12 protein-coding genes and 1 tRNA gene are annotated in these 13050 nt (G+C 65.8%); 7 read left to right on the forward strand and 6 right to left on the reverse strand.

Going from position 1 to position 13050, the window contains the following annotated elements:
- Positions 1 to 42: 42 nt before the first annotated feature.
- A complete protein-coding gene (gene mobA, locus IVB23_RS12420) occupies positions 43 to 615 on the forward strand; it encodes a molybdenum cofactor guanylyltransferase MobA (protein ID WP_247804829.1) in 573 nt (190 codons plus the stop codon).
- A gap of 10 nt (positions 616 to 625) precedes the next feature.
- Here the strand turns inward: mobA and IVB23_RS12425 are convergent, their stop codons facing one another.
- From IVB23_RS12425 to IVB23_RS12440, 4 genes are all read right to left on the reverse strand, one after another.
- Positions 626 to 925 carry a hypothetical protein gene (locus tag IVB23_RS12425; RefSeq protein ID WP_247803726.1) on the reverse strand — a complete coding sequence of 100 codons (300 nt, stop codon included), beginning with the start codon at positions 923 to 925 and terminating at the stop codon, positions 626 to 628.
- A gap of 171 nt (positions 926 to 1096) precedes the next feature.
- Positions 1097 to 3046, reverse strand: coding sequence for a molybdopterin biosynthesis protein (locus IVB23_RS12430; protein ID WP_247803728.1), 1950 nt, complete (start codon positions 3044 to 3046; stop codon positions 1097 to 1099).
- Between the two features lie 12 nt (positions 3047 to 3058).
- On the reverse strand, positions 3059 to 4165 hold the full coding sequence (locus tag IVB23_RS12435; RefSeq protein WP_247803730.1) for a molybdopterin-binding protein: 1107 nt from the start codon (positions 4163 to 4165) through the stop codon (positions 3059 to 3061).
- Positions 4166 to 4219: 54 nt separating this feature from the next.
- Entirely contained in the window at positions 4220 to 5047 is an 828-nt protein-coding gene (locus IVB23_RS12440; RefSeq protein WP_247803732.1) for a substrate-binding domain-containing protein, read from the reverse strand.
- A gap of 30 nt (positions 5048 to 5077) precedes the next feature.
- Here IVB23_RS12440 and IVB23_RS12445 point away from each other — a divergent pair, with 30 nt between their 5' ends.
- The 4 genes from IVB23_RS12445 to IVB23_RS12460 all read left to right on the forward strand — a co-directional run bounded on the left by IVB23_RS12445 (position 5078) and on the right by IVB23_RS12460 (position 9070).
- Positions 5078 to 5269, forward strand: coding sequence for a hypothetical protein (locus IVB23_RS12445; RefSeq protein ID WP_247803734.1), 192 nt, complete (start codon positions 5078 to 5080; stop codon positions 5267 to 5269).
- Between the two features lie 62 nt (positions 5270 to 5331).
- A complete protein-coding gene (locus IVB23_RS12450; RefSeq protein ID WP_247803736.1) occupies positions 5332 to 6225 on the forward strand; it encodes a helix-turn-helix transcriptional regulator in 894 nt (297 codons plus the stop codon).
- A gap of 100 nt (positions 6226 to 6325) precedes the next feature.
- The gene (locus tag IVB23_RS12455) at positions 6326 to 7540 is read left to right on the forward strand and encodes an ABC transporter substrate-binding protein (protein WP_247803737.1); all 1215 of its coding nucleotides are present in this window, start codon (positions 6326 to 6328) and stop codon (positions 7538 to 7540) included.
- 189 nt (positions 7541 to 7729) lie between these two features.
- The gene (locus IVB23_RS12460) at positions 7730 to 9070 is read left to right on the forward strand and encodes an IS4 family transposase (RefSeq protein ID WP_247803739.1); all 1341 of its coding nucleotides are present in this window, start codon (positions 7730 to 7732) and stop codon (positions 9068 to 9070) included.
- Here the strand turns inward: IVB23_RS12460 and IVB23_RS12465 are convergent.
- A protein-coding gene (locus IVB23_RS12465; RefSeq protein WP_247800703.1) for an IS3 family transposase occupies positions 9030 to 10183 on the reverse strand; the annotation gives its coding sequence in 2 pieces (ribosomal slippage) (positions 9030 to 9934 and positions 9934 to 10183; 1155 coding nt in all). The genes IVB23_RS12460 and IVB23_RS12465 overlap by 41 nt on opposite strands.
- A gap of 248 nt (positions 10184 to 10431) precedes the next feature.
- Complete coding sequence (locus IVB23_RS12470; protein ID WP_247803741.1) at positions 10432 to 11406, reverse strand: TAXI family TRAP transporter solute-binding subunit; 975 nt, start codon at positions 11404 to 11406, stop codon at positions 10432 to 10434.
- Positions 11407 to 11512: 106 nt separating this feature from the next.
- Between IVB23_RS12470 and IVB23_RS12475 the strand changes: the two genes are divergently transcribed.
- A complete protein-coding gene (locus IVB23_RS12475; protein ID WP_247803743.1) occupies positions 11513 to 12487 on the forward strand; it encodes a tripartite tricarboxylate transporter substrate binding protein in 975 nt (324 codons plus the stop codon).
- Between the two features lie 361 nt (positions 12488 to 12848).
- A tRNA-Ile gene (locus IVB23_RS12480) sits at positions 12849 to 12924 on the forward strand.
- Positions 12925 to 13050 lie beyond the last annotated feature (126 nt).

Below are 13050 nucleotides of genomic sequence, written 5' to 3' on the forward strand. Positions count from 1 at the left end.
TCGACTCTCGGCGTGCTGCTCGCCGGCGGCCTCGCACGGCGCATGGGCGGCGGCGACAAGCCGATGCGCACCATTGGCGGGCGTACCATCCTGGAGCGCGTGATCGCGCGCCTTTCGCCCCAGTGCAGCGGGCTGATCCTCAACGCGAACGGCGATCCCGCCCGCTTTGCTGCGTTCGGCCTGCAAGTCGTCGCCGACGACGTGCCCGGCTTTCCCGGCCCCCTCGCCGGCATCCTCGCTGCGCTCGACTGGACGGCGACGAACCGGCCGGAGATCGAATGGGTGCTCAGCGCCGCCGGCGACTGCCCGTTCCTGCCGCGCGATCTCGTCGCACGGCTGCATGACGCACGCGCGCGCGAGAACGCGCAGCTTGCAGTCGCCGCGTCAGGCCAGCAGTCGCATCCGGTGATCGGCCTGTGGCGCGTCGCCTTGCGCGACGAGCTGCGTCACGCGCTGGTCGTCGAGGATCTCCGCAAGATCGACCGCTGGACCGCGCGCTATCCGCTCGCAACGGTGACGTGGCCGGCGGAGCCGCTCAATCCGTTCTTCAATGCCAACACGGTCGAGGACATCTCCGAGGCCGAGCGCCTGGCGGCGCTGGATGAGGCATCCTAGTCTAGCGACCTCAGGATTTCGGAAACTCGTTGAGCAGCTGCGACCAGATGATCGCGAACGCGATCAGGCCGCAGAGGCCGACGACGATGGTGAACCGCGGCAAGCGGCCGATCGCGATCAGCAGCCAGGCCGGCACGAAGAACAGCATGAAGATCATGCCCAGCGGAAACACCGCGAGCCATTGAAAGCCGGTGCCGTCCCCGGGCGGGACATGAGCGATGAAGTAGAAGGTGTAGAGCCAGAACAGCGTGCCGGCCACTGCGACGAGTGCAGCAATCTTGCGGAAATTTGCGGATGTTGACGCGGTCATGATCTGGCTCACGTCCCTTGGTCGCAGCGGCGGCCGTCTAAGTTCATCGCCCTCGACCGGACCGAGCACGGGAGCGCTCCGCTCAGGCCGCCAGCGGCACCACCAGCCCCGTCACCATAGACGCTGCTCGCGTCGGTCCTTTCCTCCAGCCGGATGTTGGCGCGCGAGACGCTATGCGGGCCGGAATCCGGCCCGCTCCAGTGCCGCGCGCGCCTCGTCCGAGCCGAGTGCATCGATAAAAGCCCGCACGGCCGGCCGGTCTTTGCGCGCCGTCACCAGTGCGAAGTCATAGTGTTCTTCCGCCAGCGGAATGAAGCCGAGGCCGACCGCATAGGCGACCGGCGCGATGGTCATGCCCCAGTCGGCGCGGTGCTGGGCGACGGCCGCCGCAACCGCGTTGTGCGACCGGGGCTGGTTCCAATAGCCTTCCGGACGCGCGCCGCCGAGCAGCCGGTCGATCAGGATGCGTGTGCCGGCGCCCTGGTTGCGGTTGACCATGATGCAGGTGGAGTCAGCGAGCGCGGCAGCGACCGCATCCTTCGCGTTCAGGCCCTCGAAGCGCGTGTCGCCCTTGCGGAACACAATGCCCTGCATCCGCCGCCAGCCGGGGACGAGCTCGAGCCCCTCAACGAGATAAGATGTGTTGTAAGTCTCGCTTCGATCGTCGAACAGGTGGATCGGCGCGAGGTCGCATTCGCCTCGCCTGGCCGCCGCAAGCCCGCCGAGGCTGCCGACCGCGATTGAGCGAACCGTCAGGCCGGCATGCGCGAGCGGTGCGGTGACGAGATCGAGGCCGGTGCAATGGCTGCCGACGATGACGAGATCGGGCACGCGCACATGCGGCGTGAACAGCGTCACTTCGGCTTCAGTCCCGGCCGGCATCTGGTCCGCCAGCGCATCGATACGCAAGAAACCGTCCGCTTGCGCAAATGACGTGATCGCGCCGGACCCCTTGCCGGAGGGATAGGCGATCAGGCCGCCCTTGCCCTCGACCAGCGAGACCATGACGAATTCGGTGCGGCCAAGCTCGGAGGCAATGCGCACCGGCACGGTCGCGTTGACCTTGGCATCGGAGCGCGGCGGCAGGCCGGCCATCTTGCGCAGCACCGGCACGATCATGTCGTGGAAGGTGAACATCGCCGAGGTCGGAAAGCCCGGCAGGATCACCACCGGCTTGCCGTCGCACACCGCAAGGCACAGCGGCTTGCCGGGCTTGAGCGCAACACCATGCGCGATGATACCGGGTGCGCCGAGCCGGCCGATGATGCGATGGGAGAGATCGCCCGCACCTTTCGACGTACCGCCCGACAGCACCAGCATGTCGGAGTCTGCAAGCGCGCGGCGCATGGCCGCTTCGAGCCTGGCTTCATCGTCGGGAATGGCACCGAGGAAGACGGCCTCGCCGCCATTCTCGTCGACCGCGGCCGCGACGATGGCGCCGTTGGTATCGTAGATCTCGGCAGGCGCGAGCGGCTGGCCGGGCTGCACCAGTTCGTCGCCGGTGGAGATCACGGCAACCAGCGGCTTGCGCACGACGCTCACCTCGGCAATGCCGCAGGCCGCCAGCATGCCGATCTCGCGCGAGCCGATGAGAGTGCCGGCGCGCAGCAGCGCCTCGCCGCGCGCGATGTCGGATCCCGCGTATGAGACGAACTGCCCCGGCGAGACGGCGCGACGGACGTCGATCGCATCGAGGCCGGCCGGCTGGGTGTGCTCGACCATAACTACGGCATCGGCGCCGCGCGGCAGCGGACCGCCGGTGGCAATCGGCGTCGCGGTACCCGCCGCCACCTGCAGCGTCGGCGCGGTGCCGCAATGAATGGTCTCGCCATTCAGCACGAGGCGCACGGGCGCGCCCTCGCCGGCCGGCGCAAGATCCGCGGCGCGCACGGCAAAGCCGTCAACATTGGACCGGTCGAACGGCGGCACGTCGATCGTTGCGGTGACGTCTTCGGCGAGTGCCGCACCGAGTGCGGCAGCGAGCTTGCGCGACTCGCTCGGAAGCGCGCGCGGGAACAAGGACGCCTCGAAGCGCGCCAGGGCCTCCTCGCGCGAGAGGATATCGAGAAACTGCTCCTGATCGAGCGCGCTGCGGTCCGGTGATTTCGGGATCATCGTCATGCCAGGGCCATATCACTCCCGCAACAGATGGGCATCGACGGGCGTACCTGCCGCAGATCCCTCGTGACTGGCGGGAATGAGCAGCCACGCGTCCGCACGGGCGATGGCCTGAAGCGGCCATTCGCCCACGGCAAGCGGCATCCAGGCGCGATGTTCCCCGGCCAGCAAAGCGATCTCGGCGATGCCGACATCGGATGCGACTTTTCGCGCGAGCGGCAAGGTCACTCGTCGGCGCGGCCGACGCGCCGACAGACGATCGGCCAGCGGCAACACGAGCGCGAGCCAGGCCGCAAGCGCATGATCGGGCGAGCCGGGCAAGGCGACGACGGGAACCTGTCCGAGCCGACCAACCGCGGCAGTGCGTCCGGGCTGGAGCGCAAGGCCGTGCGCCAGCACCGCACCACGCCGGGCCAGGGCCGTGATGGCAGCGTCCTGGCGGCCCACCCCGCTGCCGCCGATCATCAGCAGAAGATCGCAAGAGGACGCATCGAGCACATCGGCAATCGATGCTTCGTCGCGTGCCCGAGCTTGACGCGTCTCGACGTCGAGTCCCGCCGCCCGCGTGAGCCCGGCGACCATATGCATCGTTGCCGTCGCGCCCGGAACATTGACAATGTGCAGCCGGGGCCGCCGCACGCCGAGCTTTTCCAGACCCGTAACGCGCGCCATCAAGAGATCGGCCGCACCGACCGGATGGCCCTCGGCGCCGGCAGGCGTGCCGTTCGCAATGTCGCTGCCGGCGCGCCGGACCCCCTGTCCGGGCACGCCCTCCGCCAGCACCTGCGCCAGCGGCCCCGACACCTCCACGGCATCGGCATCGAGCACACAGTCGGATCCTGCCGGCATCGCGTCGCCGGCCTCGACCCACACCGGCACGCCTGTCAAAGGCAGCGGCGAATAGGAGGACGCGCCGACGAGATCGTTGGCGCTTAGCGCCCAGCCGTCCGCGGCGGCAATGTCGCGCGAAGGATAGGCGGCAAGCAGCGGAGTACCCGCCGCGATGCAGCCGATCGCTTCTGCGCACGGCACCTCCACCGGCGCGACGGGATCAACGCCTCGCAGCAACGCGGCGAGGGCGGTCTCGAGCGGCGTCAGCGAGGGCGGCAGGTGCTGGGTCATGCGCCATGATGGACCATGCATCGCCCGCTTTGGCAACCGCCCGCGATGCGAGTCTCAACCGCCCGACCTGTCGGAGTTGGGGAAGAACAGCTGCTGCCCGTCGTCCTTGTAGCCGGCGATCGCCGTCTGCCCCTCCGGCGATGTCAGCCAGTCGATGAAGGTCTGGCCGAGGTCTTTCTTCACGTTCGGAAACTTCTCAGGGTTGACCAGCATCACGCCGTACTGGTTGAGCAGACGCCTGTCGCCTTCGACGACGATGTCGAGATCGCCGCGATCCTTGAAGGCGATCCAGCTGCCGCGATCCGACAGCACATAGGCATTCGCGGCGCGCGCTGCGTGGAGCGCCGAGGCCATGCCCTGCCCGGCCTCGCGATACCAGGCGCCCTTGGCGGCGGCGATGTCGATGCCGGCGACGATCCAGAGCGCAAGTTCCGCGGCGTGGGTGCCTGACCGATCGCCCCGCGTCACGAACGGCGCGCCCTTGGCTTCGATCGCCTTCAGCGCCGTTGCAATGTCCTTGCCCTTCACGCCCGCGGGATCGCTCTTCGGCCCTATCAGCACATAATCGTTGTACATCACGTCGTAGCGCTTCACGCCAAAACCGTCGGCGACGAATTTCTCCTCCTGAGGCCGCGCGTGCATCAGCACGACGTCGACCTCGCCCCGTCGCGCCCCGTCGAGCACTTCGTCGGCGCGCCGCGCGATCACGGTGACCTCGATGCCGGTCTTGTCGCGGAAGATCGGCAGCAGATGATCGAGCAGGCCGGACTCCTGCGTCGCCGTGGTCGTGGCGAGGACGAGGCCGCGGTCCTCCGCGGATGACGCCGCAATGCCCGCGGCAAGCCCGCAGAGAAGCGCAAATACAACGGACAGGCGGCCCATGATCGGGGTTCCCTTGGCTATGACGCGATCATGATGATGAGCGATTGCGCCGCACTCGTGACGCATTTTCGCGCGGTCCGGCCGGGAAGTTTCGGCAACGCCGCCGAGCGCACCGCGCGAGCAATGATTCAGGATCGTTCACCAAAGCAGGAAACGCGCGTGCGGGATGTATTGCAAAGCGGCGAGATGATCGGGCATGGTTCCTGCCGACAAAAAATCTGAAATGCAGAATTCCACCTGCGTCGGGCGTCAAAAAGAAGCAATAATTTGCATAGGAATGCAGGATGGAATTCCTGACGACCAGCGAAGCCGCCGAATATCTTCGGCTCGGCGAACGCAAGCTTTACGAACTTGTCACGACCGGTGCGATCCCCTGCACCAAAGTGACGGGGAAATGGCTCTTCCCGCGGCACGAGCTCGACCTCTGGGTCCTGTCGGGGCTGGCACGTCCGGCCGGCATGTTGATCGCGGAGCCGCCGCCGGTCGTCGGCGGCAGCCAGGACGAATTATTGGATTGGAGCCTGCGCGAATCCGGCTCTGGTCTGGGATCGATGAGCGAGGGCAGCGCGCGCGGGCTGGAGCGCCTGCAGCGCAACGAGGTGATGGCCGCGGCGGTGCACTTCCACGCCTCGACCGCCTCGGACGATCTCGCCAGCGATGCCAATATCGAAGCTTTGCGGGCCACGCCGGACCTGCATGATGTGGTGCTGGTCGCGTTCGTGCGCCGCGAAGAGGGTCTGGTGCTGCCGCACGGCAATCCCAAGCGGCTGCACGGCCTGACCGACGTGCTCGCACTCGGCGCCCGCATGGCGATGCGGCAACAGGGCACGGGCGCGCAGATGCTGCTCGACGTGCTCCTGAGGCGCGCGGGCGCCTCGACGCGCGATTTGCGCCGCATCGAAACGTCGGCCCTGACCGGGCCGGATCTCGCCGAACTGGTCCGCGCCGGCCAGGCCGATTGCGGCATCGCGACGCGCGCCGCGGCGCGCTCGGCCGGTCTCGATTTCGTGCCGCTGGTCTGGGAGAATCTCGACCTCGCGATGCGGCAGCGCAGCTATTTCCGCCCGGCGATGCAGGCCGTGATCCGCTTCCTGAACGAGCGGCGGCTGCGCCAGCGCGCCGAGGAACTGACCGGCTACGATCCCTCGCCCGCAGGACAGATCCGCTTCGCGGCCTGACGTTGACGCCCACCCCCGAATAGTTGCAAAAGAAACCAATTCAGCCGGGCCATACCCGGATGCAACAGCGGCCAACGAGCCGGCTCAGGGGAGGACAAGCGTGAATCCAACCAGATTTGGACTGCCGGTCGCGGCTGCCTTGGTGACGGCATTGCTGCCGGGTGCCGCAATGGCGCAGGTCTCCGACGACGTCGTCAAGATCGGCGTGCTCACCGACATGAACGGTCCCGCCTCCGCGCCGACCGGCCAGGGCTCGGTGACCGCGGCGCAGATGGCGATCGACGATTTCGGCGGCACCGTGCTCGGCAAGCCGATCAGCGTCGTGATCGGCGACCACCAGCTCAAGGCCGATATCGGCGGCACGATCGCGCGGCGCTGGTACGACGTCGAGCAGGTCGATCTGATCGTCGACGTGCCGGTCTCCGCGGTCGGGCTCGCGGTGCAGAACGTCGCCAACGAGAAGAAGCGGCTGTTCATCACCCACTCCACCGGCACCGCGGATTTCCACGGCAAGTTCTGCTCGCCTTACGCGATCCAATGGGTGTTCGACACCCGCGCGCTCGCGGTCGGCACCGCGGATGCGGTGGTCAAGCGCGGCGGCGACAGCTGGTTCTTCATCACCGACGACTACGCCTTCGGCCACTCGCTGGAGCGCGATGCATCCGCCGTCGTCACCGCCAATGGCGGCAAGGTGCTGGGCTCGGTGCGGCCGCCGCTGGCGACGCCCGACCTCTCCTCCTTCGTGCTGCAGGCCCAGGCCTCCAAGGCCAAGATCATCGGCATTGCCGCAGGTCCCCCGAACAACATGAACGAGATCAAGACCGGTTCGGAATTCGGCGTGTTCAAGGGCGGCCAGCAGATGGCGGCGCTGCTGGCGCTGATCACCGACATCCACGGCCTCGGGCTGCAGGCCGCGCAAGGCCTGCTGCTGACCACCTCGTTCTATTGGGACATGGACGACAAGACCCGCGAATGGTCCAAGCGTTATTTCGCCAAGATGAACAAGATGCCGTCGATGTGGCAGGCCGGCGTCTATTCCAGCGTGATGCACTATCTCAACGCCATCAAGGCGGCCGGCACCGACGATCCGCTCAAGGTCGCGGCCAAGATGCGCGAGAAGCCGATCGAGGATTTCTTCGCCCGCAACGGCAAACTGCGCGAGGACAATCTGATGGTGCACGACCTCTGGCTGGTGCAAGTGAAGACGCCGGAGGAAAGCAAATATCCGTGGGACTATTACAAGATCCTCACCACGATCTCCGGCGACAAGGCGTTCGGCCCGCCGGACCCGGCCTGTGCGATGGTGAAGAAGTGACGATGAAACCGCGCTGACGGTGCACCCTCTCCCCCTTGTGGGCTAAGGCGTGCACAGAATTTTCTTGCCTTAAGTGAATCGAGTCTGATTCTTTGTAATGCGGTTAAGAAGGATAACCGCATTGAAGGCAGGAATGGATTGGTCGGTCGGCCGTTTTGGAGACGTTCGACTGGCCAAAAGGGGGCGCTGTTGTTGCGGCGCGCCGTCGAACGCGTGACGATGAATCTGCGAGCAGCGGCCGATGGCCGCGCCGAATGGGTCGGCTTCAGCCGGTGGCTGAACAATCCGAGCGTAACGGTGGACGAGATCGTCGGGCATGGCGCAGAGGTGCTGTCGAAGCAGTGTGCAGGCCTGCATGTGCTTGCGATCCAGGACACGACGGAACTGAACTACGCGAGGCATGCGGGCCGGGTCCGCGGCCTTGGCCCTTCCGGGAACGGGATTGACCCAGGCCTGTTTGTGCATCCGGTGTTGGCCGTTGACGCCGGGAGCGGAGCCTTGCTCGGGCTCGCTGGGATGCAGATTTGGACGCGCCAGGGGCCTGCGTCGCCCGATTACCAGAGCCAGCCAATCGAAGAGAAGGAGTCCTATCGTTGGATAAAGAGCGCGGCCGACGCCAAGAGTGCGCTTGCTGCTGCGGCGATGGTCACGGTGGTTGGCGACCGTGAGAGCGACATTTACGAGGAATTTGACCGGATTCCTGACGCACGGACCCATTTGCTTACACGTGCCTGTCGCGATCGCGCCCTGGTGGGCGGCGGAAAGCTGTTTGATATTGCCGAAAGTTGGCCGGTCCAGCATAGCTTCGACTTGGAGGTTCGGGCACAGCCCGGCCGTGCGGCACGAACGGCCAAGATCGCACTGCGCTTTGGCGGGGTGACCATCAAGCGCCCGGCCAACTGCAGCGACCGGAAAGCTGCGCGTCAATTGACGTTGCGCTTGGTTGAAGTGAAGGAACTGGATCCCGTTATCGGGGAGTCGATCCACTGGCGCCTTCTCACCACTCATACGGTGACGACCGTGAAGCAGGCGCTGCAGATCGTTGATTGGTACCGTCAGCGCTGGCACATCGAGCAGTTGTTCCGCACCAGTAAAAGCCAAGGCCTCGACATCGAGAGCAGCCAAGTCGAGGCGGCTGAGGCATTGTTCAAGCTCGCTGCCATCGCGATGACGGCAGCTACCAAGATCATGCAGCTCGTCCTCGCCCGTGATGGCACGGTCGACCGCCCCGCCACCGACGTGGTGCCTCCGGACCAACTGCCGATCCTCGAAATCTTGCAGGTCCAGCTCGAAGGCAGGACTGTCAAGCAAAAGAACCCTCACTCCAAGCACTCTGTCGCATGGCTCGCATGGATCATCGCTCGCCTCGGAGGATGGACCGGCTACGCCTCGGAGCGGCCACCAGGTCCCATCACTATGCGCAGAGGATGGCACCGCTTCAAGCAAATGTCAGCCGGTTTGAGCTGCTGCCGGTTTGATGGACACCGGGTTAAGCTAATCCTACCTTGCGCTCGAACTCAACCGGGCTGAGATAGCCGATGGTCGAGTGCCTGCGGGTGGTGTTGTAGAATCTTTCGATGTAGTCGAACACATCGGCTCGTGCCTCGTCTCTGGTCCTGTAGGTTTTGCTTTCCGTACGCTCGGTCTTGAGCGAGGAGAAGAAGCTTTCCATCGCCGCGTTGTCCCAGACGTTGCCGGATCGGCTCATGCTGCAAACGATGCCGTGGTCGGCCATCAGGCGCTGGAACTGCTCGCTTGTGTACTGGCTGCCCTGGTCGGAGTGATGCAACAGCGCATCCGGCTTGCCGCGTCGCCAGACGGCCATCAACAATGCGTCCGTCACGAGCTGTGCGGTCATGGCGGCACTCATCGACCAGCCCACCACCCGGCGCGAGAACAGGTCGATCACCGCCGCCACATAGAGCCAGCCTTCGGCCGTCCAGAGATAGGTGAAGTCGGCGATCCATTTCTGGTTCGGACGCTCGGCGGCGAACTGCCGGTCAAGGAGGTTCGCCGGTACGGTCTCAAGCTGTCGATCGCCGCTGTCCTTCGGCAAGCGTCGACGTCGCGGCCGCGCCCGCAAGCCTTGCAGCCGCATCAGCCGCTCAATCCGGTGCAGGCCACAATCCGCCCCTTCGGCGAGCAGGTCGCGCCACACCCGGCGTGCGCCATAGGTGCGGTCGCTGGCGGCGAAGCTGGCCTTGACCTTGCCGCCGAGCTCCTCGTCGCTGCGGGATCTGGCGCTGGGAGAGCGGTTGAGCCAGGCATGGAAGCCCGACCGCGATACTCCGAGCGCATCGCATAGCCATGCCACCGGCCAGATCGTCCGGTGCTTCGCGATGAAGACGAACTTCATGTCGCTTCCTTCGCGAAGAAGGCTGCGGCCTTTTTTAGGATGTCGCGCTCGGCCTTCAGCTTGGCGACCTCACGGCGCAGCCGCTCGATCTCCTGCTGCTCCGGCTTCATCTGGCCGTGACCGGGAAAGGCCTGCACCGGATCGGAGCCGAACTCTTTCACCCATTTGCGCAGAACGTTCTCATGGACATCCAGGTCGCGCCCGGCCTGCGCCACCGACACCCCACGCTCCCTAACCAGCTTGACCGCCTCGATCTTGAACTCGCGACTGAACTTCCGTCTCTTCATCGCCCACCTCCGGCTTCATGAAACACCTAATCTCGGTGTCCATCAAACCAGCAGCAGCTCAGTTGGAGGCTCCGAGATATGTGCACGCCTTAGCCCTTGTGGGAGAGGGTGGCTGCGCGAAGCGCAGCCGGGTGAGGGGTTGTCTCCGCGGGACCAACTCTCATTTGAATGCGCGGAGACAACCCCTCATCCGGTCGCGCCACCTTCTCCCACAAGGGGAGAAGGTGGGAAGTGCGGATGCAGCGCGCTTATTTCACCACGCCGATCTCGCGGAAATATGTCATCACGCCCGGATGGATCAGCTCGGCCTTCGGCGCGGCCGCGACCGTGTTCGCCACATTGGTCTCGCAAGCCTGCGCGAGCTTCCTGCAGAACGTCGCTTCTGCGCCATGCAGCGTCTTCGCGAGGCGGTAGGCAACATCGTCCGGCAGGTCCTCGCGTGTGAGGACAAAACTCCACGACCCCAGCGAAGCAATCGGCGCGGTCTGGTTCGGATAGCTGCCCGCCGGCACGGTGAGCGGCTTCAGGAACGCATGCCTGGCGCGGATGCGCGTGATCTCCTCGGCACTGGGCGCGATGAAGCGCGCGCCTGCCGGGGTCGATGCCACTGCGGCAAAGCCGGGCCAGCCGATGCCGGCGCCCCACAGCGCGGCGACGCGGCCGTCCTCCACCATCGCGGGGCCGTCGCCGGCGCGGTCGAGATAGACCGCCCTGAAGTCCTCGTCCTGCTTCAGGCCGAGCCCATCCAGCACGTAGCGCGCCAGGATCGGCAGGCCCGAGCCTCTGGCGCCGAACGCCACCTTCTGGCCGACGAGATCCTGAATGGTCTTGTAGGGACTGTCCGCGCGCACCACGAACATGCCGGGGTTGGAATAGATCGCCGTGAGGATCTTCAGCCGCACGGGTGCGCGGCCGATGCCGGCAAAGGCCTCATAGGCCGGCTCGCCCGCGACCAGCGCGAGATCGAGCTCGCCCTTCTCCAAAAGCGGGATGTTCTCGTTGCTGCCCTTGGTGTTGCGGGGTGCGATGGACATTTGCGGATCGGCCGCGTTCATCACCTCGGCAAAGGCGTTGCCGTACAGCGGGAAGCCGCCGCCGGGCGTCGCGGTGCCAAGGCTGACTGTCTGGCTGATCGTCGTGGTCGGAATGGCCGTGCCTCCGGTTTGGCCGGCAGCGGGACTTGCGAGCAGCGCCGCACCGAGAAGGGTCATCGCGAATCTCATGGTCGCTCCTGGCGGACCTGCGTCAACACCGACTTGCGACGATATAGGCAGCGACCCGATTTTGTGAAAGCATGCAGCCAACGACAATAAAGCAATGGGAGACGTCATGGTGCGAATTTTGCGTCACGGTTTGTTCGGGCTTGCAGTCCTCTTAGGTCTTTTCAGCACCACCCCTCCCGCCTCCGCCGCCTATCCCGACCGCCCCGTGCACTGGCTGATCGGCTTTTCCGCCGGCGGCCCGGTCGATATCGTGGCGCGGATCATGGCGCAGTGGCTGTCGGAGCGGCTCGGCCAGCAGGTCATCGTCGAGAACCGCACCGGCTCCGGCGGCAACATCGCCGCCGCCGCCGCGATCAATTCGCCGCCGGACGGCTACACGCTGCTGTTCGTCGCGCCCAACAACGCGATCTCGACCTCGCTCTACAAGAAGCTGCCGTTCGACTTCCTGCGCGACACCGTGCCGGTGGCCAGCATCATGCAGCTCACCAACATGCTGGTCGTCTCCAACGCGTTCCCGCCGAAGACGGTGAAGGAGTTCATCGACTACTGCCTCGCCAACCCCGGCAAGATCTCCTATGCCTCCTCCGGGAACGGCACCTCGGTGCACATGTCGGCCGAGCTGTTCAAGGTGATGACGAAGTGCGACATGGTGCACGTGCCCTATCGCGGCTCGGCCATCGCCTTTCCCGACATCATCTCCAACAAGGTGCAGCTGATCTTCGACAACCTCCCCTCGGCCATGGAGCAGGTGAAGGGCGGCACCGTCCGCGCGCTGGGCGTGACCTCGCCGCAGCGCTGGCCGAGCGTGCCCGACGTGCCCGCGATCGCCGAGACCGTGCCGGGCTTCGAATCGGTCGGCTTCTACGGCATCTCCGCGCCGAAGGGCACCCCGCCCGAAGTGATCGAGATCCTCAACAAGGCCGTCGGCGAAGCGCTGAAGGATCCGAAGCTGGTGGCAAAGCTCGCCGAGACCGGCGGCATCCCCAAGCCGATGACGCCGGCCGAGTTCGGCAAGCTGGTCGCGAGCGAGACCGAGAAGTGGCGCAAGGTGGTCGAGTTCGCGGGGGTCTCGGTGGACTAGGCGACGCCGTGCGGCGGGCCGTCGCTCGCCGGGAAGATGTTTGAGGGGGCCAACAGGCCCCCTCACGACAAAAGCGCGAAAACAACCCCATGCACAGTAGAGGACTTGAGCAATCACAGGAGCTTAGCGAAGCGCTGCGAAAAGACGCCTGCCGAACGCTTCATCCTTTGACTCGTCGGGCAAAACAGTGGCAGAATGCGACTATTCCGAATTCGGCGACTATCATCGCGCCGCGCGTTCCGCGCACCCTAGCGCTCCCCTGGATCGCCTTGAAAACGCTTGAGGATTGCACCCCCGCCTCAGGCCCTGTAAACGAACCGCGCACCGTTGCCGGCCGCCTTCCCGCGGCCGCCTCGCGGCGGGGCCTGTAGCTCAATGGTTAGAGCCGGCCGCTCATAACGGTCTGGTTGCAGGTTCGAGTCCTGCCGGGCCCACCAGCCTTCGCTCGCTTCGCGAGCTTCGGCTGGGCAAGCCAGCGCCACGAACACCTAGCGAAGCGAACGAAGGCTGTCACGCCGAAGCCCACAGGGCGAAGGCGGACTGGATTCGGGGAAATGCGCGCT

It is taken from the genome of Bradyrhizobium sp. 191 (assembly GCF_023100985.1).
GTDB classification, from domain to species: domain Bacteria; phylum Pseudomonadota; class Alphaproteobacteria; order Rhizobiales; family Xanthobacteraceae; genus Bradyrhizobium; species Bradyrhizobium diversitatis.